The following is a 25911-nucleotide window of genomic DNA, read 5'->3' as shown; positions in this document are numbered from 1 at the left end:
CTTCCTCCCGGAACCGTAATTCACTCCGGTCAGGCGTTGTATAGTTGGTATACCTTCTGTACCGGTTAAGCTTCCTGCTCAGGCTTCAGACAGCCCGGAGCTGATGCACAGCACAGCCGCTTCCGCGCGGAAGGCCTCGCTTGCCGGATTGGGCTGCTCCTCCAGAATGCGGAGAACCGACTGCGGCTCTACACCAGGCTGCGGCACCCGGGAAGGTGAGACCTCAGTCCAGTCCAATTCACCTCTCAGCCTGTAGGACAGCCCATACAGATAATAACCTGCACTTAACGCGTCAGTGGATGGGCTTATCCCCTCCTGCCACGAGCAGACTTCAAGGGGATGGCGCTTGTCCGGCAATCTCCCGGTCGCAAGCGTGATGCGCTTGTTACGGATCACCTGCTTGTTCTGTTCCCATGCCTGCTGATCCAGGCTCTCCAGCTCCAGCCGGTATTCCATGCCTTGCTCTCCATACAGTGTCCAAGCTACCGGACTGCCTGCGGGTATAATCTTCGGCGCCTCCAGAAAAACCGGCTGACGGGCCGGGCTAAACCGTTCAGCCTGTTCCCATTCTCCTGCAGCCGGACTGCGTCTGCGGTAATGCACCGTTCCTGTGAAGTCAAGCTCCTGATCCTGCAGCAAAGCCTTCAGGCATAGGGCCGCCTGCTCGTAGAGATCCGTACAGTTGTTATGGCCGAAGCGGTAGCCGATCTCATGACGCAGCGGAATGCCATAGCTTCGGACCAATGCGGCAAAAGCAAAGCTGAACCGGCTGAGAGTGAAGGCATCATGTGTACCGTGATTGATCAGCAGCTTCGTACCGCTCGCCTTCAGCCCTTGCAGGAAGAACCCGGATTCGAGTCCGGCAGTTTCCTTCAGAAGGCCGGAGTCACTTTCACCTGTAAGTGTCCACAGAAGAGTCTCAATTGCGGTACTTCCTGTCACCGGATGCCGCCAATTTTGCTTCCAAATATCACGGTAACCGGTGTCCACCTCTGCTACATGCCAGATCAGCGGACAGGCGCCTTCCGCATACTCTCGGATAAGTCCGTTAAGGATGAGCGGCGGTGCATAGCACAGTGTGTAACGTACCCGGTAAGGCAGCCGGTGCGGGTTGCCTCCGGCCAGCAGTGCAGTCAATCCGCCGCGCGAACCTCCCACAGCCACTACCTGGTCTGCATCACCGCCATAACGGTCCTGGGCGCTGGCAATTGCCGCCCCGATCCCACCATAGATTGAGCCTTGCAGGGAGCGGCTTCCGATGTAGCCTCCGCCGTTCCAGAGAATGCCAACCACGCCTTGGCCCGTACCGGCCAGCGTCTTGCCTATGATCTCCAGAAATGAAGGTCCCACAGTACTGAAGGTGTTCTCATTGGCGTCATAATAACCATTGAACAACAGCGGATACCTCTTGGCGTTCGCCGGATTCCAATAAGGCGGGAGAATATAGGAAGCCAGGCTATACCGGTTCTCCGAATTCAGCAGCCTGTTGCTGATTAGCTGAAATACAGGTGCATCACCTATTAGCGCCCCTTCCTCCCTGGATTCATTAACGAAGACCACTGGATATCCGAAGGTCTTGAGCATACGGTCACTCAAGGATACGGCGACCAGATCATCGACGGCATAGAGACTGTAACGGTCCCCGATGTAGTGCTCGAATTGCGGAGTTCTCAGTGTTCGCTCCAATTCACCCTCACCAAACAGCTCATAATCTTCCGTGTTATATACATAAGGGCTGTCGGTGTCGCTGTTATAGAGCCTTACATGCTCGGAAATAACCTGCTCGCCCGCTTCGTCCATGCGCAGCGTTCCAATGCCGTCTGTTCCTCCATAGCGGAACCTGCCTCCGCCCTCTGCTGAATCGTTATCCCAGTGCGATACTACCGGGAACATATTGGTAAGCAGCGGGCTGACAAGTACGAACACGCCTTCCGCTGTATTGCTGTTCCGGGCTGCTGCTTCAGCTTCAACGGTATCTTCATAAAGTGTGGACCACCGTGCATTAAGGTAGGTCACCTCGCCGCTGCGCTGACAGGCCAGCTTCAGAATAGAGCGATGCCGTCTTAGATAGTCCGCCACTGCCCGGCTTACCGGAACGGTAACGGGCTCATGCCCGCCCGCTTGAACATACCGGCTTAGCGGTACGAATGGCCCTGGAACATAACATAATGGTCTATTCACGATTCTCCTGCCCCCCGTCCGGTTTGCTTGTGCCCTGGACAGCCAGGAACGATTTGAACTGTATAACCGGCAGGTCCCCGGAGATGCTGTGATTCTTCCCGGCCAGGAATCCTCCCGCCTGTCTCGGCGTGCAGGTCACCGTCACCATTCTTGCCTCACCAGGGAACAAGGTCAGGAACTGCTCGTCTGTTTCCATCCAGTAGCGGTTTCCCTTCTCTTCCGCATGTACATGCAGCAACGCTTCACTGCCTGTATTAGCTACCATGAAGCAGGCTTGCAGACTCAGCTCTCCGGTAACAGCGGGCAGCCATCTATTCTCCTGGCGCACCTGAAGATTGCCGCCTGTAAGCGCTAACGCTGGTGCGTACAGATGCTCCCTGGCGGTAGAGAATACATATACATTCTGCTGCGGTTCTTCTTCACGGTTCATAAAGGACAATCTGACGAAATATAACTGGTCCTCCAGCTCAGGTACTGTGAACTTCAGGGTCCCGGCGCAGACTGCCCGGTCTCTGTCTCCTTGGGTTATGAAATGCTGCCGGTGCAGGCTCCGGCCCGCCGAATCCAGGACCTCCGCATCAGCTTCACACGATTCCCCTTCCCAGCCATGTACGTATACATCTCCCTGGAAACCGGTACCCGGTGTGAGCAGCAGACTCCGGTAGTCCAGTGATACATGCAGTGGACGGAAGGCCTGTTTCATCCAGTGGTAAGCCATCTTCGGTTCACCATAATAATCAACCACATTGGTACAGGACACGTTCGGCCAGGGTTCGTTGAGCTGCCAGACAATACTTCCGCTGTTCCGGAACTTGCGCCGCCGGTTGGCCTCCAGCACGAAGCGGATTCCTTCCGCCTGAATCCACTGGCTGCAGGCGGAGAATTGTGCCAGGTCTGTCAGACTGCCGAATATTTCTTCATCCCGGCTCAGCGTATCCCACCACTCCCCGTGATGTCTCCAGACTGCACTGTTCTCCATGGAGACCGGCTGGCGGTGCGCTGCGCCCAGGAATTTCTCCAGACTCTTGAGTGAACTCAGACCGTCCACCCCAAATTCACTGTGCAGCAGATTATCGTTGCTGCCATATAGCTCATAATGATACGGGTTGCCCATGTACTTCCAGTGACCGTGTACATCATGCCCCTGCCCCTTGGTCTCGCTAATATACTCCACCGGACCGGAAGCCGAGGTTGGCAGGAACAGCCGCTGCGGATCATACTGCTCAACGAGTTCCTTCAGCATTGCCAGATTGGAATCGCTTAAGTCCGAAGGCTTATTCGGCTCGCTCATTAATTCATTGCCGCCGCTCCATATCGTCATGGCGACATGATTACGCTTCGCCTTGAGTGCTGAGCGGGCGGACTGGTGCAGCAGCTCAAGGAACTCCGGCTGCTTGGAAGGAATATTGTCAATCCCCGAGCTCGACTGGATGAATTCCTGCCAGACCATAATGCCGTTCGCATCGCATAGGTCGTAGAAGACCTGCTTCTCAATGATCCCCCCGCCCCATACCCGGACAAGATTGACATGAGCCGCCTTCATGAGACGGACCATAAGCTGATACTGTTCGACTGTTATATTTCCGTAGAGATGGTCCAGAGGGGTCATATTCACCCCTTTCATATAGATCCGGCGGCCGTTGATGACCACTGTATAGGGCAGCGCATTGTCAGGACTGTCAACATTGCGGATATAGTCAAGCTTGCGGATTCCGGTTCGTATAACCCGCGTATCCAGTTCCTTCCCGTCTTCATCCAGCAGCTTCAGTTCAAGACAGTAGAGCGGCTGCGCCCCGTAACCGTTCGGATACCATAGCTCAGGTTCAAGGATATCAAGTGTGGTCTTGAGCACCGCTCCAGCACAGACGGAATGCGTCTGCATCAACAGCAGATTACCTCCGGGATCAGAGCAGGTAATATTCGCCGTCAGTATCCGGGCAGGTTCTGCTCCAGCTGTGGACGGGACGGCTGCCTGTATTTCAATACTGCCAGTCACCTGACGGCTGCCGTCCTCTTCAAAATTAGTATGGGTTGTGATGGACATTTCGCCCCACGAGTAATCCTCATGTATCCTTAGCAGCACATCATCCCAGATTCCAACGTTAACCAGCCGGGTAGAGAAATCCCACTTATAATTGAAACGGCTCTTCTGTGTGAAGGTGGCCGAGGTTTTGCCGATTTGCCCCATTTCATCGGGCGCCTGCTTCAGAAGCACGGAGATCTCAAGCTTCTCCCTAACGGATAGCAGCTCTGTAACATCGTACACAGCCGGATCAAACATTCCTTTATGCTCCCCAAGCAGGATATGATCAGCGTATACCGCTGCTTCATAATCAAGCCCCAGAAAGACCAGCTCAACTCGGGACCCCTTCAACTCCGGTCGTTTCAAGGTCATACGGTACACCCACCAGCGATTCTCTACCCATTCGCAGCTCAAGCTGTTCAAGTCCTCATAGGGATTGGCAATCCAGCCCTGTCTGTAGAGATCGTAATGAACTCCCCCCGGCACCGTTGCCGGCATCCAGTCGGTCACCCCCATTAATTCCTGGCCAAGCTCCATGCTTGTACCCTTCAGCGGCACCCAAGGCCAATATCCTTTGACTTCCCAGTTCAATTCGTTCAACAGAATTTCTCTCATCGCTTCTTCCGTTCCCCCAGACCCTGGTAATTTGGCGCTGCCACTAACCAAGAGCGGCTCTGGCGCCATCCCGTTAATGCGCTTACAATCTACAATACCTGCCGTTTCATTACCAATGATAGCACCGGGCTCCCAAATCCGAAGGCCCCCATATCTGTGAAATCGTTTGTAAATCTGCTCAATTGCGGATGAACCTATAACTTCTTATATTCACACGCAAAAAATGCCCCCAAACTGCATGGGAGCATTTCTCTTTTATGCTTATATGCTTATATGCTTACATTATGAGGTCATTCAGTTAACTGACTTGTCATATTGCAGGTAGACGACATGCGTCTGGAGGTATTCGTTCAAGCCGTGCTTGCCGTCAGCGCCGCCGATGCCGGATTTTCTCCAGCCTGCATGGAAGCCCTGCATCGCTTCGAAATTCTCGCGGTTGATGTACGTCTCCCCGTATTTCAGCCGCTTGATTACTTTCATGGCGACATTCAGATTCTGGGTGTACAGCGATGAGGTTAAGCCAAATTCACTGTCATTGGCAAGAGCAATCGCCTCATCCAGGGTAGAGAATGAAATGACTGGAATGACCGGACCGAAAATTTCATCCTGCACAATCTCCATATCATTCGTAGCATCTGTGATCACTGTCGGCTCGAAGAAGCTGCCTGTTCCTTCTACTTTTTTACCGCCCAGGGCAATCTTAGCCCCTTCTTGAACAGCCCGGTCCACCTTCTGCTGTACCGATTCCTGCGCGGCCTTGTTGATGAGCGGTCCCATCTGGATGTCTGTGTCCTTGAGCGGGTCTCCGTACTTCACGGCCTTCATCGCTTCAACCAGCCGCGTAGTGAACTCCTCCTTAATATCTTCATGGACATAGACACGCTCCGCACAGTTGCAGACCTGGCCTGTATTAATGACCCGGGAAGCCACAATCGCCTGAACAGCCAGCCCCAGATCGGCATCCTTCATGACGATGGCAGGCGCTTTGCCGCCCAGCTCCAGACTGACCTTGATGATATTCTCAGCCGCCGCCTCCATTACCTTCTGCCCTGCCGGTACGCTGCCTGTAAGACTAACCATGCCTACCTTGGCATTACTGGACAGCTCGTTGCCCACTTCCGCCCCTCTGCCAGTAATAAGGTTGAATACCCCCTTAGGTAATCCAGCCTGATCCACGATCCGGCTGAACGCCATGGCATTGTTCGGAGATTCCGCGCTGGGCTTCACGACAATCGTGTTGCCGGTGATGAGCGCCGGGGCCATTTTTCTCGCGATCAGGAAGAACGGGAAGTTCCAGGGCAGAATGCCTGTGGTGACGCCAATTGCTCTTTTGAATACAAAAATATGCTCATTATCACGGTCGCTCTGCACGATCTCCCCTTCATAACGCCGTGCCCATTCCGCCATATAGTCCAAATAATCCGCAGTGAAATGAACCTCTACGGTGGATAATTCCAGGGTCTTGCCGACTTCCTCCGAGATCAGCCTGGCGATGCTGTCCGCCTCTGCCCGAATACCGTCAGCAATCGCATGCAAATACTTGCCGCGCTCTACCGCCGGAGTCTCCTCCCACGCTGCCTGGGCCTGCTCTGCTGCATCAATGGCACGTATGACATCATTCCTTGTAGCCTTGGGCACCTGTGAGATCACTTCATCGGTTGCCGGATTGGTAACATCCATCCACTCTTTGCCTTCGGATTCCGTAAATTGGCCGTCGATATACATCAAATGCTTGGTCACTGTCCATCCCCCTCAAGGTAGATTATTCCATTATCCCAATTACCCAATCATAGTGTAAACGCTATCAATATTTATTGTCAATAAGATTCACATTTTTTATTTGTTTTTGTGTTGTTTTTCATTGACTTATTGAGTTAAGCTGGGGATATAGGTTTTCATTGATGGGAGGGGTAGGAGTGCGAGTCAGTATTTTTTCTACTTGTTTGGTAGACCTTATGAGCCCGAATGTCGGGATTGCCATGGTGGAGGTCCTGGAGCGGCTTGGCTGCGAGATCGATTATCCCGCTTCACAGGTCTGCTGCGGCCAGCCTACCTACAACAGCGGTTATCTGCAGGAATCCAAGCTGGCTATGCAGAACATGATACTGGCCTTCGAGGCTTCGGATTATGTCGTAGGACCGTCCGGCTCCTGCATCGCTATGTTTCATGAATATCCGAAGATCTTCCGGGGCGACCCGGATTGGGAATTGAAAGCGGTTGCTCTAAAAGAAAAATCCTATGAACTTACCCAGTTCATTGTAAAAGTACTGGGTATCACCGATGTCGGTGCCACGCTCGAAGGAACAGCTACTTACCACCGCTCCTGCCATATGACGAGGCTGCTGGGAGAGAAGGAAACCCCCTTCCAGCTGCTGGAGCAGGTGAAGGGACTGAAGCTTGAGCCGCTCAAGAACAGCGATAACTGCTGCGGGTTCGGCGGAACCTTTGCGGTGAAGATGCCTGAAATCTCGGAGCAAATGGCCGATGAGAAATGCGGCTGTGTGCTGGATACCGGAGCAGATATCCTGATCAGTGCAGACATGGGCTGCCTGCTGAATATCGGAGGACGCCTGTCACGTAAGGGTGAGCCTGTACGGATCATGCATATTGCAGAGGTATTGAATCAACATCAGCCTATAGTTAGCAAAGGGGGAAGCCGGACTTGAGCCTGCAGACGGATTCACGTAATTTCAGCGAACGGACGACGGATGGGCTTGGGGATTCCTTCATGCGCAGTGCCGTAGGTTCGGCGCAGGACAGTCTCAAGACAAGACGTCTGTCTGCGGCCACTGCGCTCGGTGACTGGGAGCAGTGGCGGAATGTAGGCCAGCTTATCCGCCAGCATACTATGGAGAATCTGGATTATTATCTGGAGCAGCTTGCCGGAAATATTGAGCGACAGGGCGGGCATATCTATTTTGCAGCGACCAAAGAAGAAGCCAGCTCTTATATCCGGGATGTTATTGTGCGCAAACAAGCCACGAAGATCGTCAAATCGAAATCCATGGTCACGGAAGAAATAGAGCTAAACCGCGTTCTGCTTGAAGCAGGCTGTGAGCTGACGGAGACGGATCTTGGAGAATATATCCTCCAGATGGATGATTGGGACCCGCCCTCGCATATCGTGGCTCCCGCCTTGCATAAGGACCGGAGGCAAATCAAGCGGGTATTCACAGAGAAGCTTGGTTATACAGGCGATGAAACTCCAGAGAATCTGGCCGGATTTGCCCGCACGGTCCTGCGGCAGAAGTTCCTGGAAGCGGAGGTCGGAATTACAGGCTGCAACTTCGCCATAGCCAATCTCGGAGCGATTAATCTCGTCACCAATGAGGGCAATGGCGATCTTACGGCTGCCATTCCCAAGACGCATATCGCGGTAATGGGCATGGAGCGGATTGTGCCGACTCTGGAGGAGATGGAGGTGCTGGATAATCTGCTCTGCCGCAGCGCTGTCGGACAGAAACTGACCAGCTATATCACAGTAATGGGACCGTCCTCCGCCGGTGAGACAGACGGCCCTGAGGAATTCCATCTGGTAGTCGTCGATAACGGGCGGTCCGATATTCTCGGAAGTGAATTCAACGAAGCGCTGCAGTGTATCCGCTGCGGTGCATGTCTGAACGTCTGCCCGATCTACCGCCATATCGGCGGCCATGCTTACGGATCGATCTATCCGGGGCCGATTGGGGCGGTCATCACCCCGCTGCTTGGCGGTTATGACGATTATAAGGAGCTGCCGTATGCTTCCAGCCTGTGCGGGGCGTGTACAGATGTCTGTCCGGTAAAAATCCCGCTGCATGAGCAGCTCATTATGCACCGCCAGAATATTGTGAAGCAGAAGAGGACCGGCGCTGCCGACCGGATCCAGATGAAGGCCGCCGCCAAGCTACTCTCTTCCCCTGCCCTGTTCGGCAAAACCCTGCGGTTCGCCCACTCTGCAAGCCGGATGATGAGCAAGCAGGGCCGTATTGTAAGAGGACCAGCCTTGCTTCAGGGCTGGATTCGTTCCCGCGACCTGAAGCAGCCCGTCAAGCAGAAGGACAGCTTCCGGGCATGGCTGGAGCAACGGAAAGGAGGCGCAGAGCAATGACAGCAACCACCAACACGAGCACGAACAGAAACACGAATAAGGAGGCTTTTCTTAATACGATTGCCGCCACGCTGGGCCGGGAACGGAGGACTGAGGTTCAGCGTCCTGCAATCCGGGAGTTCATTCCTGACAGCTACGGCCCGCTTACTACGGACGATCTGGTGGAGATTCTTAAGGAACAGTGCTTCTTCATCCACACCCAGGTAATTGAATCGACACGGGAGCTGTTGCAGAGAACGTTAGATGATCTGATAGAGGCAAATGGCGGCGGGAACGTGATGACTTCCGGTGATCCCCGGTTCAGGGAGTACGGGCTGGCTTTCCCGGATGCTGCCGTATGGGAAGAAGCTGCGGGACGGGCGGAGAATATCAGGCGTGCTGAATCGGCGAATACAGCCATAGTCTTCGCCGACTGTGCACTTGCGGAATCTGGAACGGTTGTTCTGGAGAGCCGCCCCGATCAGGGCCGGTCGCTCCATTTCTTGCCCGCCCATTATATTGCGGTGGTTGAACGTGAGAAGCTGGTGCTCCGCTCCACGGATGCCGCCGCAGCGCTTAACCGGAGAATTCAGGACGGGGAACCGGTGGGTTCATCGATTAACTTCATCTCCGGTCCCTCCAATTCCGCCGATATCGAAATGAAGCTTGTCGTCGGGGTGCATGGGCCGCTGAGGGCTACTTATGTGCTTATTTAGAACGAATTCTGTCCCTTAAGGACGGTATAGCAGCGATTCTACACGTAGTCCGTGACGTCAAATTCTCTATCCTTGTAATAGAATTTCCGGTCTTCCTCCGTGATCTCACGGACAATTCTGCACGGGCTGCCTACGGCGATCACATTATCCGGGATATCCTTGGTCACTACGCTCCCCGCTCCGATAACTACATTATTCCCGATGGTTACCCCCGGATTCACAATGACATTGCCGCCGATCCACACATTGTTGCCGATGGTGATGGCAATCCCGTATTCATAGCCTGAATTCCGGGAATCGGGATGGACAGGATGTCCTGCTGTGTAAAGCGATACATTCGGAGCGAACATGACATTCTCGCCGATGACCACCTTGCCTACATCGAGAATCGTACAGTTGAAATTGGCATAGAAATTATTCCCTACAGTGATATTCGATCCATAATCGCAGCGGAAGGGAGTCTCAATATGCACAAGCTCCCCCGTTTCGCCCAAAAGCTTACGGATCAGCCCGTCTCTCTCCTCATGAGCGTCTGGAGAAAGTGAATTGAGCTGGTGAACCAGCAGCCTGGCGGCTGTCCGTTCTTCGGTTAATCCGTCCAGCCATGCTTTATAGGGTAATCCTGCAAGCATTCTATCTTTTTGATTCATTAGATTCATAGGTGATTCCTGCCTTCTCTTAGTGTTGTGTGTTCATGGGGTAGGTCCAGAAGGCTTCCTGCCCGAAGCGGAGCTGAATCTCCTCCGCCGTCAGCTCCTGATTGCCGACAAGCTCCGCCGCCTGGAATTGCGAACGGTGTGCCTGGATAGAAGCCATCTTCTTGTCCAAGTATGCGGTGACATCGACATGCACATCCGATAGTCCGATATGCTCCTCATGGCCGATGGAGAAGGCGCAACAGTGGACAACCGGCCGATCAGCGGCAGGCAGGCGGTGGACTGCCCGGATAACCGCTGCTCCGGTAGCATCGTGATCCGGATGCACGCTGTAGCCGGGATAGAAAGTAATCACTAGGGACGGCGTCAGCTCCCGAAGCAGGGACAGCATCGTATCCTCCAGCAGGCGCGGGTCGTCGAATTCGATCATTTTATCGTGGAAGCCCATCATTCTTAAGTCCTGTATCCCGATAGCTTGACAGGAAGCACGCAGCTCCTCCCGGCGGATCTCCGGTAAGGTTACCCGGTTCGCGAATGGAGGAATCCCCATATTCCGCCCCATCTCCCCAAGCGTCAGGCAGGCATAGGTTACTTCTGAGCCTTGCTCAATATACTTCGCCAGTGTGCCAGCCGCTGTAAAAGCCTCATCGTCAGGATGCGGGAACACCACCAGTATGCGCTTGTGTTCTGTAATCTGTGTGTCGTTCATAGGTTCATTCCTCCCGGTGACATTATAGCTTAGCGAAATATTCGATAACAACCTCGCGGAAAATCAGGCCCGCCTGTGAAATATAGCGGTTCTTATGCCATAACAAGGCGATTTCCCTGACCAGTCCCTCGTCTTCCAGCGGAATCAGACGGATATGCTCCTGCGCATTCCTCGCCGTACCCGGGATGAAGGCTAAGCCGATTCCGGCTTCCACCAGGTCAATCAAGCGGGCCGGTTCGTCTCCCTCATACACATAGCGTGGCAGGAATCCTGAAGCCTGGCAGACGGAATCCACCAAATCTCGAATCCCGTAACCTTGTTTGACACCCACAAACCACTCATTCTTAAGCTCTATCAAGGCGAGGCTCTTGCGGTCCGCCAGAGGGTGAGCGGCTGGAACGGCAAGGTAGATGTGATCGTTACAGACCACCTGACATTCCAGCTCTTCCCCTCTGACCGGAGGAGAGGACAAGCAGAAATCAACTTCTCCCCTCTGAAGAAGGGGAATCATCTCCTGCATGGGCAGCATTTGTACGTGAAAATGGATGTCCGGCAGCTTGAGGCGAAACTCCCGGAGAATACCGGGCAAGGTACTCGCGGTGGTTACCGCTAATTCAAGGTTGCTGGACTCCAGGCTGGACAGGTCCTTAAGCTCCTGCCTCCCCTGCTCCAATTCGAACAGCGCCTTCTCTGCACGTTGAAGAAATCGGCGTCCCGGCTCGTTCAAACGCAGCTTCCTCCCGCTCCGGTCGAACAATGGAACTCCGAGATCCTCCTCAAGCCGCTGAATGGTCTTGCTCAGTGAGGATTGGGTAACATGCAGCCTGTGTGCAGCCTCGGTCATATGCTCCAGGCGGGCAACCGCGATGAAATACTGCAATTGAAGAAGCTCCATATCCCGCCTCCATTCATTCCCTCAAGTCTATGAAATCATAACATGAAATGCGTTGGAGTAAATAACTCATATCCTGTACGATAACTGTACAGCACTTGAGGGGGAATAACAATGAATGCACGCAACTGGTGGTTAATGATATCCGTTGGGCTGGGAATCATGCTTAACCCGCTTAACTCTTCGATGGTAGCTGTGGCGATCCCCAGGTTACAGCATGTGTTCGGGCTTGAGTTCACTGTGGTTTCCTGGATCATTTTCTCGTTCTATATTGGCAGCGCTGTTGCCCAGCCTGTCATGGGCAGAGCCAGCGATATCTTCGGCCGCAGGAGAATATTCCTGGCCGGACTGGTAATCGTATTCGCAGCCTCCCTGCTCGCCCCTTGGTCTCCGGGCTTCGGGGGACTCGTTGTTCTGCGGATTATCCAATCTATCGGAACCAGTATGGTGGTGGCTGTAGGGATGGCTATCATCCGGGTGAATATTACAGACAAGCAAGCCTCTGCTCTGTCCGTGCTGTCGATGTTTACATCAGGAGCGGCAGCGGCAGGACCGTTCATCGGCGGGGTCTTGATCCATGTGTGGGGCTGGTCTTCCATTTTCTACATCAACCTGCCGTTTGTAATGGCGAGCTTCCTGTTAGCCTGGAGAACCATCCCGCAAGATAAGCCGTCCGCAGCCTTATTACCCAAGCCGTCCTTGCGGCAATGGATGAGCCGGATGGATGTGCCTGGAATCCTGTTGTTCACTGTGGGGCTGGTGGCTGTACTTGCGCAGATGCTGTCGGCCAAGTCCTCCGGTCATGTCTCCCTATTCAATGTAATCATCGGCCTGTCCGGGTTCATCCTGCTTGCAGTCTTCGTAAGGCATGAGTTAAAAACAGCCATGCCCTTCATTCCTCTGCGTACCTTCGCCGCGTATCCCGGGCTGATCCGTGTCAATGTCGAATTCATGCTGGTTAATCTATTATTTTATTCTGTCTTCTTCGGTCTTCCATCTTATTTGCAGCTCGTTCGTCAGGTCAGTGAATTCCACACCGGGCTTCTGATGTTAAGTCTGGGTCTATGCTCACTCGCCGTTTCTCCAATCGCCGGAAGATGGATCAATGCCTCAGGGCCCCAGCCCGCGCAGGCAGGTTCGGCAATCCTCATGACCATCGGGTCGCTATGGATCGTGATGCTGAATCCGGCATCGCCTGTAATCAGCATCATCCTGGCCCTGGCTGCCTTCGGAATCAGCAACGGACTGAACAACGTCGCCATGCAAGCCGCCTTGTTCAACCACTCGCCAAAAGAGATCATCGGCGTAACCTCCGGCTTATTCAGCACCTCCAGATATTTCGGGACGATCCTCTCCTCCCTGCTCATCGGAATCATTATGGGCGACCAGTTCAGCTTCAGCGGATTCCGGCTGCTGGGAATGATCCTCACCGTGATTGCCCTGTGTCTGCTGTTCATGTCCCGGCGGCGTTCCCGCAAGCCCAAAGACTCCCTTCACAGTCTTGATGACCGCTAGGGAGCGCTTGGAAGACGGGTCTTACCCCACTGAAAAATCTAGGCTTCGTCCAAAAGCTGCTGCAGCTTGCCTGCAACGGCTTCACTGTCCGGGTATATTGTAGCAGCGCAGGTAAGAATGCGTATTGCTCCCTCCCGGTGGCCGCCATAACTTAAGGTATCAGCAATCCGCATAAATTCAAAATCCGCTTCATAATACTTATCCTGCTCTAAGCGCCGGATACGCTGGTATTCGTTAATGGCCTCACCTGCGCCGCTCGTGACAACGGTCTTGGCAAGATGGTGTACCATCGACTGCTTAAGCTGGCGGACCTCCATGCCCAGCAGCAGATCCAGAATAGGACGGGTCACACTGCCCAGCCACACATGGTCACAGTTGGTCATTACAGAGATGCCGAGATTCTCATCCGGCAGCAGAATCAGCTCACTAAGGAATCCGGTATCCCAGCCGGAATGCGAGAGTATCCGTGAGCCATTATAGTGGCCCAGGAACCAGCCCAGCCCCACAGCTTCATGCTCCGGCCCCCAGCCTGTAGCCATAGTAGGGTTCCACATCTGATCATAACTGCCGGGCTGTAAGGCGTTATATCTATCCTTAGCTTTGCCCTGACCGAGCTGCATCAGCATATATTGGCACATCTCCTGCGCATTGGTATACAGTGTGGAGCTGGGAGCATGCGCTCTATTGTAAGGGAACACTTCACTAACGTATGGCTCGTACCCTGCAGAGCTCCTCAGCACATGGGGCGCAGCCAGCACCTGTTCAACCTCCATTTTCAGAAAAGAACTCGTGCTCATCCCAGCAGGCTCCAGAAGATGCTGCCGCATATACTCCTCGAAGCTGAGGCCGCTAACCTTGGCAATCAGATCTCCAAGAATTTCATAAGCGATATTACTGTATGCAAAATGAGTACCCGGATCACTCAACAGGCCGAGATGGCAGATTCCTCTGACATACCTCTCAAGACTCTCTTCATCATATTCAGGCCGGTCCCAGGCATAATCCTCCTCATCCGGCATCCCGGAGGTGTGATTCAACAATTGTCTGACCGTAATCTGATGATAGCGTTCATCATTCATTTTGAAATACGGAAGATAGCTCACTATAGGTGAGTCCAGCTCTACCTGCCCACGCTCTGCCAATTGCATCACAGCCGTAACTACGAAGGTCTTGGAGACGGATGCCTGGTGAAAAAGAGTGCTGTTAACCACTGGCTCCCCTGTAGACACATTAGCGCTGCCATACTCTCCTGTAAAAAGAATCTTGTCCTCACTAACGATCCCCACCTGCAATCCGGTAAACGGTCCATTCTCCATAAAGCGGGTCAGCATCGTGTGAAGCTCTTGTACTCTGCTCTGATATGTATTCATTCTGGTTCCCCCAGTTCTTATATGTACTGGATCAATATAACATCCGGGGAGCATACAGAATGTGTAAAAAACAGCTTAATCCGAACTTTACTCAGCCTACCCCTCAACCACATCGGCCCGCAGGTCCGTGGCAATCTCAAGGATCACGGGTACAATAGCCTCCGTTGACAAGGCAACGTACAGATCGCCCATATACAGACGGAACGGATACTCCGTCCCCTCATGGCTCCACATGAAAAAATCTCCATCAATCGACATCGTGCTCTCCGCACCTTGTACGGTGTAGACCCCGGAATAGCTGAAGCCGGATTTATCGGCAAAGTATTGCTTGCATTCCTCTAAGGCTAGCGCCTGCTCTGCATTCTCTTCCTGCATGGAACGGGTAATTCGTAAACGCTGGCTCATTGGTGATCCTCCACAATGTTAATATTTAAGCTACTAATCCGTTAGTGTTAACTCCGTTAACTGATATCGGCCGGGTTGATAATTGCGAGAATCTGGTGGTCCTTCCACACCCCGCGGATCTTCACATTCAGACGGGCAATGCCTTCCTTATGGAAGCCTGCATTCTCCAGCACACGGATGGAGCCGGGATTATCCGGTGAGGCTTCCCCAGTAATCCGGTGGAACTTCAGCTCCTCGAAGGCATAGCGCACGACCTGCTGCACCGCCTCCGTCATATAGCCTTTTCCGTTATAGTCCTTGTCCAGACTGTACCCGATCATACAGCTCTGCAGCGGTCCCCGCACCACAAAAGACAGACTGACAGTACCGATAATCCGGCGGTCAGCCTTGTGAATGACCAGGAAGTCGTATCTCTCATCCGCTGCCCTGAACTCTTCATACTGCGCAAGCTTGTCCCGCTGGTACTCCTCTGTATAGAAATCCCCGCTGATCTCCGGTGAATGTTCTTCAAAAAATTCACGGTTACGCAAATACATCCCCGTCAGCTCCGTAGCATCTCCCGCCTTAGGGTAGCGGATGTATACCCGTTGTTCTGTCATCTCTATATCTCCAATCCGGTCTATAGTATACATTATAATTGTTCACTTACAGCACAATGCCTCTTCCTCTGGCTGTTCCTTGCATTCTGGGAACCGGTAGGTCCAGAAGCGTTCCGTACCATACTTGCTGCGGATTGCTGCATCGGTGGGTTTAAGGCTTCCAAGCACCTTCTCCTCCTGGAACTGGGTGCGGTGCGCCAGAATGGAGTTGATTTTGACAGTGATAAAAGGCGTTACATCGATGACTACATCGGCTGCTCCAATCCGCTGCTGATGGCCGTTCGAGAAAGCCACACTATGTACAACCGGACGTTCCGCTGCGGGCAGCCGGGCCATTGTACGGATCACCGCAGCACCAGTGGCATCATGATCCGGGTGCACGCTATATCCGGGGTAGAACGTAATCACCAGCGACGGGGTAAGCTCCTTCACGAGCGATTCCATCCGCTGATCCAGAAGCGCCGGGTCTTCGAACTCAATCATTTTGTCATGGAAGCCCAGCATCCTCAGGTCTTGAATCCCAATGGCCTTACAGGAAGCTTCGAGCTCCGCTTGGCGGATGGCTGGCAAGGTCGTGCGGTTCGCAATGAGCGGAACGCCCATATTCCGGCCCATCTCTCCCAGTGTCAGACAGGCATAGGTCACCTCTGCACCTGCTGCGATATACATCGCCAGCGTCCCGGATACGAAGTAGGCTTCATCGTCAGGATGGGGAAGTACCACCAGGATTCTTGCATGGTCCATAGATTTATTATTCATGTCTGCTTACTCCTCCAGTATCATTAAAAAGGGCTCCGGCTAAGCTGCAACGCCACGATCAGCTTGCCCATACTGTCATGTCCGGCCAGAATCAGCCGCTCGTTATCCTGCTCATCCACATGGGTCAGGCCTTCTGCATAGATCCAGCCCTTCTCTGTCTTCAAGCCCACCCGGTAGGGTCCTGTCCCTGAGATGGAGCCGTTCGTGTAACGGATCTCGGCATTGCTGATGAACACCGAGCCCGGAGCACGGGAGCTGTCGAAATGGCTGGCGTAGGCTCCGTTTGTAAGTTCTAGATGGATATATAGATCCTCAGAGACGAAATCGTCGATCCGAGTCTGAATAGCTTGGGGTTGAATGAGCTGCATAATGTCCTCCTAGAGTGTAAAAGAATAGCTGGTTCCAGTGCATTTATTATACATGAAAAAAAGAGCCTGCCCAAGGAACTCTAAGAATTCCTTAAGCAAGCCTGGAGATGCTAAGAATTAAAGATTAACTATAGAGAAGACCTTATCATTGATGAAATAGACGTATTGGTGGCCGTACACTACATACCCGTCATAAACTTCGTCCGGGTCTCCCCAGGAGAGCAGAAGCTCTGTGATCGTCATGCCGCTGACCGCCCGCTCTTCACGGATGGCTGACCACATTTTATCGCTGATCTTGAACTTCGTTTGCGGATTCTTGAAAAACAGTACCTCTTCGACATACTCACTAGGGTCATCACGAGGTTCAATCTTGAGCGGAACCTCCTGCCCGTTGGCCCGGCGGATGATCATTTCTAAATTACCATTGGCCGGGTTCGGGCGGAAATTGGCGATGGTTGCTTTCTCAAAGTTCTTGAACGGACTATCGCTGATCATGGCGTTCCGGGTCCACACCGTTAGTCCATTATAGTAATACTTCAAATAATCAATATTCTCCATGGTGTACATAGTATTGTCCACAAAATCGTTCAAGTCCAGAACCCACTCGGTTCCGGCTTCATTTTGCATCACAAAGTTCTGGTTGTTGTCATCAACATACTGTACACTTTTCACCCAATGGCTTCCCGGATGTCCATATAAGTAGACCTTTTTGCCAAGCACAATGCCCATCGTTCCAGGCAGCTTGCTGATCGCGTAGAGCATACTGTTGCTCTTATTCTTGCCGTCCTCTGTACTCCAAACGAACAACGCTATGGCGCTGGAGGCATATTTGCCGTCAATCGCTCCGAGCTTGAGCAGGGTTTTGAAGGCTACGTAATTGGTGCTTTTGTACAAAATAGAGTTATCCTTGTTCAGCTTGGCGCTTCCTTTGCTGCCTGTGAGCGTTACGCCAGTGGCATCTGCCGCCACAGTGAAGCCCGGGATCTGCCCGGCCAGCTTAACCGGAACATAGGCAGAGCCATTCACGAGTACAGATTTGGCTGGCGAAATAAGCAGGTTGCCTTCGACAAACGTAGCAATCTCCGTGTACACTGGTGCGGCTGCGGCGGCTGCCTGTCCGGCGCCTCCCGGATAGACCAGTCCGAGCGCAAGCAGCAGAGTGGTGAGCAGTAATGCAAGTTTTTTCATAGATGTTCTAATTCCTTCCCCCGATGTAAGTTAGGTGTCCCGGCAAGGTGCCGGAATCTTCCAGATCAGTACATTCGACAAGAAGTTAATTATTTCCTCTATATAAAATCACTTATCTGTATTCCTTCAGCCGTTCGCTACTTCGGAATACGGATCACAAATACCGTCGGCTCCCCTTCCCTACTCTCCAGTAGCAGCGTGCCCTCCATCTTCTCTACGTTCTTCTTGGCAATGGACAAGCCCAGACCGGTACCCCCGCTTGCCGTTGTCCGGGCTTCATCTCCCCGCACAAACGGATCAAAGATCGTAGTCCACAGCTCCTTCGGAATGCCGACTCCATTGTCCGCAATCTCGATCCTGATCTGTGTATCCTCGGGAATCACGGATACCCGGATGCGCGTCCCTTCGGGATTATAGGCCAGAGCATTAGAAATTAGATTATTAATGACACTGGCGAACAGCTCGGGATCATAACGGGCATAGACCTCTTCTTCGGGCACCTGCAGGTGAAGCTCGAATTCTTTTTGCTCAATCTCGCCATAGGTATCAGCAATAATCTCCCGCAGATGGTCGCCCAGCTCAAGGCGCTCTATACGCAGGATGAAATCCGGTGAGTCCAGCTTAAGCAGATCCAGCATATGCGTAATGAGCTTCGTGACCTGCACGGACTTGGTGTAGATGTAATTCAAATATTTCGTCTGCCGCTCCGGGTCGGTAACGCGTCCTTCGATAAGGGCCTGCGCGTATCCCTGGATGCTGGTAATCGGGGTCTTCAGGTCATGTGACAGATCGACCATCAGCCGCTGCTTGCTTTTCTCGGCGAGACGCTTCTCCTCGGTGGTCTTCTCAATCACATCAGCCATGTAGTTAAAGCTATGGCCGATCCGCAGGAACTCCGTCTCTGCATAGAGAGCGATTCGGGTATTGTAATGCCCTTCCATCATACGGTTCAAGCCTAGATTCAGCACCCGCAGCGGCTTCTTGATCCGTCTGGAGACCCAATAGCTGTATACAAAAATCAGCAGCAGAATCAACCCGCTGACCAGGAATACATAAAAGAACACCGAATGATTCAGATAGGAGACTAGAAACTCGTTATTAATAGAGACATTGATTACATCGCGGGGAATCTTAAGCAACATCCAGGCTGCCCCGCTGTCCTGCTCCGTTACGCTTGTAATAGAATAATAAAAGGGCTGGTCGCTGCGGTTCTCCAGTCCCTGAAACAGGCTGTCCTCGTCATAAACCTGAATCTCATCCTGCCTCTCGCCAACAACACGGATCACCCGCTTGCCGGAATCCAGCAGCTCCAGCCAGCCTCCGCTCTTCAGCAGACGCTCACTCTCCGGCCCTTGGCCCAGCTCCTCCCGGTATGCCCCGGCTTCCACAGACAGATTGGGGTCAGGCGTCATTTGCTCCCGGATAACCTCAGCAATATCCTTTTGTACGAATAGATAGACCACTAACACCAGCATCAGCAGCATACAGTTGAACAGCAGGAAGTCGATGGTCAGCGACGTCTGCAGCGGGCGGTTATCTCTACTTTTCCACGGGTGCTTCAATTTTGTACCCCAATCCCCTGATCGTCTTCAGGTATTCCGGTCTCTTGGAATCTCGTTCGATCTTGTCGCGGATGTTGCTGATGTGCACCATAATGCTGTTGTCCTCATAGACGTAGAAATCTTCCCAGACGGTCTCATAGATCTTCTTGCGTGTAAAAACACGGCCCGGCTGCTGCATCAGCAGCTCCAGGATTTTATATTCGGTAGAGGTCAGAGCGACGGCCTCCCCGGCTACCTCAACCTGACAGGTACTCCGGTCCAGCGTCAGCCTGCCGAGCACGATCTGCTCACTTGGCTTCTCCTCCTCCGGTGCCTTGGCATCAAACTGATGCACCCGCCGCAGCATGGCCCCGGCACGCGCCACAATCTCCAGCGGATTAAAAGGCTTAGCGATGTAGTCATCCGCTCCAAGCTCCAGCCCCAGGATTTTGTCATGATATTGGCTCTTGGCGGACAGAAACAATACGGGGAAATGCTCATGCTCCCGAATCCGCTTCAGCAGCTGCAGCCCGTCCATCCCCGGCATCATAATGTCTAGTATCGCCAGGTCAATCTTGTTATTCTGCATCAGCTTCAAGGCTTCGATTCCGTTCTCTGCCGTCAAAATGTTATATTCCTTCTCCAGATACAGCTGCAGAAGCTCAACAATCTCCGATTCGTCATCGGCTATGAGAATGGTATACATGGTGAATCCCCCTCTATCTTGTCATGCAAGCCGCACTCTTTGTAACTATAGCCTGCCATTCTTAATCCAGTCTAAACCAAATCTAAAGAAAAGATAAAGAATTATTACAACTGACATTACAACTCGAAGCTTGGTCGTCGCTGCGGTGAACATTTGGACTTCCGGCCGCTGTTGTGTTTGGATTTCCTGAATATAATCGCTACTCGCGGTAGAAATCCAAACACAAAGGCGGTCGCATTCGCTCCTCCAGTTCCAAATTTCCCCTCCGCTTCTTTTTGCTTTTCGTTTGTAAAACCTTCTTAATAGTTCCAAAACAAATAAAAGAAAAAGGAACAGCCCGCTCAGCCAATGAATGGCTTAACGGACTGTCCTAATAGTAGAGGTTAGTTTAGGCAGAGCTTAACCGTGAAGCTTCACCTTACACCGTAGGTACGGTTCCCCCGTCAATCACGTACTCAGCACCCGTAATGGAGGCTGCGCGGTCGGAAGCAAGGAAGGCTACCAGCTCGCCCACCTCCTCAGGGAAGCCGGGGCGTCCGATAGGTATGCCGCCCAGCGCGTCCATTACCGACTGCAGTGCACTTTCCACACTGCCTGTTACCTCCGCAATACTCTTTAGGAAGTCCTCGCTTGCTGTGGTTTGAATGAAGCCCGGCGCAACCCGGTTCACCCGGATGCCCTTCGGAGAGAATTCCTTAGATAAGCTCTTGCTGTAACTGCTTAACGCAGCTTTGGCGGCTGCATAGGGGATGGTCGATTCGATCAGCGGCAGCACTCTTTGAATGGAAGAGATGTGGATGATGACTCCCTTGCCTTGCTCCAGCATGAGCGGGATCAGCCCCCGGTCCAGCCGCACAGCTGCCAGCAGGTTCAGATTCAGCGCATCCATCCAGTGTTCATCGGATGCTGCGAGAAATCCCCCCGCTGGTGTTGAGCTGCCGCCAGCGTTATTCACCAGAATGTCGATCCGCCCGAACCGGGCCTTGACTGCGGCAATGACTCGCTCCACGCCTTCGGGCGTGGACAGATCGGCCTGGACGAACAAATCCGAAGCGGGCCCTTCCGTCGGAAGTGTCCGGGCAGTAGTCATAACTTCAGCGCCTGCCGCTGTGAATCGGGCAGCGATTGCCTGTCCCATCCCCTTGGTACCGCCTGTTACCAAGATTCTTTTACCTTCGTATTCTGTCAGCGGGCTAGCATAAGTTACAGCCATCGTTACAGCCTCATTTCAATAGGGATTCCTCAGGATAGGCTGGAAGTCCAGCCGCCCTAAGGTCTATATGTATATATTAGACTTGATTAATATGAGCGTCTAATTTATTATTTTCATTAAAGTCATGAATAATATTAATATATAAAGGAGGCTGCCTGCATGGAGCTTACACAATTGGAGTACTTTCTGACCGTAGCCCGGCTTGAGCATATGACCTCAGCGTCCAAAGCGCTGCGAATTACGCAGCCTGCCTTGAGCCATGCGATTTCCAAATTGGAAAGTGAGCTGGGGGTTCCTTTATTCGAGCGTAAGGGCCGCAATGTCCAGTTGAACCGCTATGGGGTTATGTTCAGTTCACGGGTCGAAGAAGCGCTGCGCAGTATCGGGAATGGGGTGCGGGAGATTGAGGAGTCGGCCAATGCGGAGAGCGGAACCGTCCATCTGTCTTATCTGAATATTCTTGGCGTGGACCTGATTCCATCGCTTATCAGAGACTATCAGGCAGACCATCCGAAGGTGCGGTTTGATCTGTATCAGGGGAATCACGGGGATATCGACGAAGCGCTGGATAACGGGACCTCGGATATGCTGATTACGTCCAGAGAGACTACGGCGGAGAATAAGGAATGGATGGTGTTTCGCAGATTACCGATTTATATTGTGGTCTCCAGTTCCCACCGGTTCGCCTCGCGTTCCTCATTGAGTCTGTTCGAGCTGTCGGGTGAGCCGTTTGTGGGACTGAAGACGAATTGCGGACTCAGGGACACCATTACCTCCCTCTTCCAAAATACTAATTTCGAACTGGCACCCACCTATTATGCAGAGGATCTGATTACTGTGGCCGGCTTCATCAAAGCCGGGCTCGGCGTCTCCGTACTTCCGCAGACGCTCGGACTGATGCTTGACGGTCTGGTCTGGATTCCCATCCAGGAACCGGGCTGGGAATGGGAGGTGGGCCTGCAATGGCGGCGGGACCATTATCTGTCCCCCGCCTCCAGAAGGTTCATGGAGTATATTCGGGAAACTAGGGAGGTAGCAGATTTAGCCTTGCGAGTAATACAATAACCCATTAACACATTAACCCACTACAAGCTGAGGGTTTGCCGAGCGTCTGGTAAAGGTACACAGTTGGGCTTAATTGCAATCTGTACAGCTAAAGCATCCGATTTTCTACCGATAGTATGTTTAGTTGTAGAAGGTACATTTAAAATTCCCTCACAGCCGGGTTTTCGCTCATTCGGGCAATTTTAGTTATACAAACTACAGTTAGAAGCAGAATGCCTTCCTTTTTGCTAGTTTTAATTGCACGGAATACACCTATCTCCGAATATTAGCTTCAAACGAGGCTTCCGCATTCTAAAGAGCCGCCCCAAGCAGCCGCTTCACGGCTGTGGGACAGCTCTACCCAGTCTTTTAACGAATCAATGCCCGAAGCTCTTCAATGGTTGCCTGGTATTGCGGCTGGAAATCAGCAGAATTCATATAACCGCCTATGCTGGTCAAGAATTGTCTGCCTTCAGTGGTCCGGCTCACCTTAGCGGCATCCAGTACACACAGCAGCAGATTACCGTTACCTACGCGGCACTCTGTGAGGAAACTCAGCTTGTGATTACGCTCGAAATTATCGATGGTCTGTACGATGGGATTCCAGCTGCGGTCCGCCTCATCCATGATAAGCGATTTGGAATGCTGGGCGATGGTCCACCACGGGTAGGTGGAATGCGCTTCACTCGGGAAATCGCGCAGCACCGGATGCCCGTTATCGATCAGCAGGCCCATCGTACCGATGGGAACCGGCCGGTTCATGCTCTCCGAGATCGAACGGAACATCGGGTAGCACCAGAAATCCGTGCAATAATAGCCTTCGATTCCGTTCTGAACCGACTCCGGCTCCGGCATCAGCAGCACGTTGCCGCCTTGCTCCAGCAGGGTGACTGCCTTCTCAGACAGCTCTGTGAACACATGGATGCCTTCAGCTTCAAGCGGGTTATCCCTCTGCTCAGGATATATCCACAAGTCGTAGCTTTTACGGATATCGGTTCCTTGGACCCGGAGCGCCAGCTCCGCACGGCTCATCCGGTCAACCGCCGGAAGCTCAATCGCCAGATCGCAAATGTCAATGTAATGGGTTCCGGCAGGAATAAAGGCTCCGGCTGAGCCCGTTGTCCGAACTCCCCCTTCAACCGCAAGCTCCCAGCGAAGCTCGATGGCATCCGGCATACCGCTGCGGAAGCAGCTCAGCTCCACATGGGCCTCGAAGGTCTCCCCGGCGGCGTAGTTATACTTAGGGAATCTTGCCAGCAGCACGGTATCATTACAGAAGGTCCGCCACTCTTCCGGGCTAATCAGCCCCTTGGAATCCATGAAGGCATCCAGAACACCTACCAATGCTGTACCTTGGCCGCTGAAGTCCTGGAGATCCAGAAGCTGGAACCCTGCAAGCCGGCGGGAACGGAAGGCAGCCTCAAGCTCTTCCTTGTAGCAAGCGACAGCGAGCTGGCCTGAGCTTTTGAAGTATGCATCGGCCAGATGGCCAAGCCCCTTGCTCTCCAGCCGTTCCCGGAAGATAATGAAATTCTCCGCTTTGAGCGAACCGGTATATTTCTCAATTTCCGCAAAATTCGGAAACGTTGCATATTGTCCAATCTCATGCGAGATTACCGGAACCTGTGGTATCCATTCACCGGACTCACTGCCGGATTGTACAGCCTTGGATTCGGTACCGTACTGGATCAGGATCTCGCCGCCTGCCTCGACGGACACTCCTTCACCATTCCCGAAGCCCGGCGGAATAATCTGATCGTCGTAATCCTTCATTGTACTTGGCAGCGAAGTCTGGACATGACCAAGCGGAGCATCGCACATGGCATAGGAGCCTCTGAACAGCCTGTCCCGGGTGAAGCGCACACCGCTGAAGAAATCGTCATGCTCCAGCACCTCCGGCACCCATTGATGATTATTGGAGCCTTGGGTGTAGAGCGGACGGTCATCGAACGCTTTATAATCTGCAAGGAACGAATCAATCCGCTCCTTGCTGCCCCATAACTCATTGCCTAGCGACATCATGACGAAGGAAGGATGATTGCCGAATTCCCGCAGGATGGCGTATCCTTCGCTGATCAGATAGTCCTGCTCTGCCTGATTATGCCCTTCATCGGTATCTACAGTAATGGTTCCCCAGAACGGAAGCTCCGGCTGCATGTAGATCCCGAGCAGATCGGCAGCGGTGAACGCAGCCTCCGGGGGGCAGCAGGTGTGGAAGCGGTAATGATTGATCCCGTAAGACTTGGAGATCCCCAGGATTCGTACCCATTCCTCCACATCGGTCGGAGCATAGCCGGTGAGCGGGAAGATCAGGCCGTCATGCTTGCCGCGCAGAAAAGTCTTTTCCCCATTAATGGTGAACTTGTCCCCCTCAGCCCGGAATGACTTGAGCCCAAAGATCACCTCCTGCCGGTCCACGGTAATTCCATCGCTGCCCTTGAGAACAAGGCTGACAGTATACAGATGGGGAGTGAATTCACTCCACAGCAGCGCCTCGGGACCCAGTGCATAGTCTATAGTGAACAGACCCGGTGTGATGACATATTCCTGTTCCTCTACGGAATGTGTTATCTCACTATTGAAGCTATTAGCAGATACCGCGAGTGTAGCACCTTGCATGCTCTCCAGCGTTGCCGAGATCTGCACCGAACGTGCAGGCAGATCAGACTTCAGCCGGATGCCGCTAATCCGGGCTTCCCCATAGAACTGCAGCTCCATCCGCCCGGTAATTCCGTTCCAGTTGGTCTGGGTGTCCGGCGAGGTCATATGCCCGCCTTTGGTCGGATAGCCGGTGTTGTCCACCCGGATAATAAGTGTATGACTCCCGGGCTGCAGCTGCGGCAGCTCATATACATGCGGAGTATTCAAGCTGTCGCGGCTGCCGATCTCCTGACCGTCCAGCCAGAGGGTGGTAAGCCTTGTACGTTCCAGATATAAGCAGCAGTGCTTACCTGCCAGTTCTTCCGGAATCACAACCTCTCTGGAGTACCAGATCGGTCCTTCGTACAGATATTCATCCGTTAGTGCGCCTACGAGAATCTCGGTATTCTTCGGCCCTTTACGGGCGAAGGAGGTAGTTCCCGGCAGCATAATTACATCGGTAAAAGGTAGCACCAGTCCTTGCCCCTTCTCTTCCAGCTGCAGCTTCCATTCGCCTTCAAGGCTGATCTTTGACAGCACAATTATCACTCCTAGTAATGGTAATCTCTATACTCTTGCGGCCAGATGTCGCCATGAATCCAGCAGTTCATCACTGTGCATCCAGCTTCCAGTCAAATCCTTAATCAAACGCTCCGGTAGCATTTCCCGGCTTCCTGTTAGTTTCTCCCTGAGCAGGGCTGT

The 25911-nt window shown here is 52.9% G+C and carries 21 protein-coding genes; 5 read left to right on the top strand and 16 right to left on the bottom strand.

Going from position 1 to position 25911, the window contains the following annotated elements; all coding sequences use genetic code 11:
- Nucleotides 1-78: 78 nt before the first annotated feature.
- From NST69_RS14335 to aldA, 3 genes are all read right to left on the bottom strand, one after another.
- Nucleotides 79-2181, bottom strand: coding sequence for a hypothetical protein (locus NST69_RS14335; protein WP_342549743.1), 2103 nt, complete (start codon nt 2179-2181; stop codon nt 79-81).
- Nucleotides 2174-4819: a glycoside hydrolase family 2 TIM barrel-domain containing protein gene (locus NST69_RS14330; protein WP_342549741.1), complete on the bottom strand. Its 2646-nt coding sequence runs from the start codon at nt 4817-4819 to the stop codon at nt 2174-2176. Before NST69_RS14330 ends, NST69_RS14335 begins: the two co-directional genes overlap by 8 nt.
- 294 nt (nt 4820-5113) lie before the next feature.
- Nucleotides 5114-6559 carry an aldehyde dehydrogenase gene (gene aldA, locus NST69_RS14325; protein WP_342549740.1) on the bottom strand — a complete coding sequence of 482 codons (1446 nt, stop codon included), beginning with the start codon at nt 6557-6559 and terminating at the stop codon, nt 5114-5116.
- A 176-nt stretch (nt 6560-6735) separates the two neighbouring features.
- Here aldA and NST69_RS14320 point away from each other — a divergent pair, with 176 nt between their 5' ends.
- Genes NST69_RS14320 through NST69_RS14310 form a run of 3 tightly spaced genes read left to right on the top strand, consistent with a single transcriptional unit; the run spans nt 6736 to nt 9604 of the window.
- Nucleotides 6736-7485: a (Fe-S)-binding protein gene (locus NST69_RS14320; RefSeq protein ID WP_342549737.1), complete on the top strand. Its 750-nt coding sequence runs from the start codon at nt 6736-6738 to the stop codon at nt 7483-7485.
- Entirely contained in the window at nt 7482-8909 is a 1428-nt protein-coding gene (locus NST69_RS14315; RefSeq protein ID WP_342549735.1) for a LutB/LldF family L-lactate oxidation iron-sulfur protein, read from the top strand. The genes NST69_RS14320 and NST69_RS14315 overlap by 4 nt, the downstream gene beginning before the upstream one ends.
- On the top strand, nt 8906-9604 hold the full coding sequence (locus tag NST69_RS14310; protein ID WP_342549732.1) for a lactate utilization protein C: 699 nt from the start codon (nt 8906-8908) through the stop codon (nt 9602-9604). Before NST69_RS14315 ends, NST69_RS14310 begins: the two co-directional genes overlap by 4 nt.
- Nucleotides 9605-9642: 38 nt before the next feature.
- On the opposite strand, the gene NST69_RS14305 is transcribed toward NST69_RS14310, so the two are convergent.
- The 3 genes from NST69_RS14305 to NST69_RS14295 are packed head-to-tail and all read right to left on the bottom strand — an operon-like array spanning nt 9643 to nt 11864.
- A complete protein-coding gene (locus tag NST69_RS14305; RefSeq protein ID WP_340980848.1) occupies nt 9643-10254 on the bottom strand; it encodes a sugar O-acetyltransferase in 612 nt (203 codons plus the stop codon).
- Nucleotides 10255-10282: 28 nt separating this feature from the next.
- Entirely contained in the window at nt 10283-10969 is a 687-nt protein-coding gene (gene bshB2 / locus NST69_RS14300) for a bacillithiol biosynthesis deacetylase BshB2 (RefSeq protein WP_342549730.1), read from the bottom strand.
- Nucleotides 10970-10991: 22 nt separating this feature from the next.
- Nucleotides 10992-11864, bottom strand: coding sequence for a LysR family transcriptional regulator (locus tag NST69_RS14295; protein ID WP_342549728.1), 873 nt, complete (start codon nt 11862-11864; stop codon nt 10992-10994).
- A 111-nt stretch (nt 11865-11975) separates the two neighbouring features.
- Here NST69_RS14295 and NST69_RS14290 point away from each other — a divergent pair, with 111 nt between their 5' ends.
- Complete coding sequence (locus NST69_RS14290; RefSeq protein WP_342549726.1) at nt 11976-13376, top strand: MFS transporter; 1401 nt, start codon at nt 11976-11978, stop codon at nt 13374-13376.
- Nucleotides 13377-13414: 38 nt separating this feature from the next.
- On the opposite strand, the gene NST69_RS14285 is transcribed toward NST69_RS14290, so the two are convergent.
- From NST69_RS14285 to NST69_RS14245, 9 genes are all read right to left on the bottom strand, one after another.
- Complete coding sequence (locus tag NST69_RS14285) at nt 13415-14746, bottom strand: serine hydrolase domain-containing protein (RefSeq protein WP_342549724.1); 1332 nt, start codon at nt 14744-14746, stop codon at nt 13415-13417.
- Nucleotides 14747-14842: 96 nt separating this feature from the next.
- Nucleotides 14843-15151 carry a hypothetical protein gene (locus NST69_RS14280; protein WP_339256680.1) on the bottom strand — a complete coding sequence of 103 codons (309 nt, stop codon included), beginning with the start codon at nt 15149-15151 and terminating at the stop codon, nt 14843-14845.
- Between the two features lie 56 nt (nt 15152-15207).
- On the bottom strand, nt 15208-15750 hold the full coding sequence (locus NST69_RS14275) for a GNAT family protein (protein ID WP_342549721.1): 543 nt from the start codon (nt 15748-15750) through the stop codon (nt 15208-15210).
- Between the two features lie 42 nt (nt 15751-15792).
- Nucleotides 15793-16509 carry a bacillithiol biosynthesis deacetylase BshB2 gene (gene bshB2, locus NST69_RS14270; RefSeq protein WP_342549719.1) on the bottom strand — a complete coding sequence of 239 codons (717 nt, stop codon included), beginning with the start codon at nt 16507-16509 and terminating at the stop codon, nt 15793-15795.
- Between the two features lie 23 nt (nt 16510-16532).
- Nucleotides 16533-16877: a YojF family protein gene (locus NST69_RS14265; protein WP_076075603.1), complete on the bottom strand. Its 345-nt coding sequence runs from the start codon at nt 16875-16877 to the stop codon at nt 16533-16535.
- Between the two features lie 117 nt (nt 16878-16994).
- Complete coding sequence (locus NST69_RS14260; RefSeq protein ID WP_342549717.1) at nt 16995-18065, bottom strand: hypothetical protein; 1071 nt, start codon at nt 18063-18065, stop codon at nt 16995-16997.
- Between the two features lie 137 nt (nt 18066-18202).
- Complete coding sequence (locus NST69_RS14255) at nt 18203-19627, bottom strand: HAMP domain-containing sensor histidine kinase (RefSeq protein ID WP_342549715.1); 1425 nt, start codon at nt 19625-19627, stop codon at nt 18203-18205.
- The gene (locus NST69_RS14250; protein ID WP_076075611.1) at nt 19605-20312 is read right to left on the bottom strand and encodes a response regulator transcription factor; all 708 of its coding nucleotides are present in this window, start codon (nt 20310-20312) and stop codon (nt 19605-19607) included. The genes NST69_RS14255 and NST69_RS14250 overlap by 23 nt, the downstream gene beginning before the upstream one ends.
- A gap of 418 nt (nt 20313-20730) precedes the next feature.
- Nucleotides 20731-21525 (bottom strand): SDR family oxidoreductase, encoded by a 795-nt coding sequence (locus tag NST69_RS14245; RefSeq protein ID WP_209870641.1) that lies wholly within the window; start codon nt 21523-21525, stop codon nt 20731-20733.
- Between the two features lie 159 nt (nt 21526-21684).
- Between NST69_RS14245 and NST69_RS14240 the strand changes: the two genes are divergently transcribed.
- The gene (locus tag NST69_RS14240) at nt 21685-22590 is read left to right on the top strand and encodes a LysR family transcriptional regulator (protein WP_209870639.1); all 906 of its coding nucleotides are present in this window, start codon (nt 21685-21687) and stop codon (nt 22588-22590) included.
- A 348-nt stretch (nt 22591-22938) separates the two neighbouring features.
- Here NST69_RS14240 and NST69_RS14235 read toward each other — a convergent pair whose 3' ends face one another.
- Entirely contained in the window at nt 22939-25749 is a 2811-nt protein-coding gene (locus NST69_RS14235; protein ID WP_342549707.1) for a glycoside hydrolase family 2 TIM barrel-domain containing protein, read from the bottom strand.
- Between the last annotated feature and the right edge of the window lie 162 nt (nt 25750-25911).

Origin of the sequence: Paenibacillus sp. FSL P2-0089, assembly GCF_038595095.1 — a bacterium.
GTDB classification, from domain to species: Bacteria; Bacillota; Bacilli; order Paenibacillales; family Paenibacillaceae; genus Paenibacillus_AQ; species Paenibacillus_AQ silagei.
This window is presented reverse-complemented; position numbering and strand designations above follow the sequence as displayed.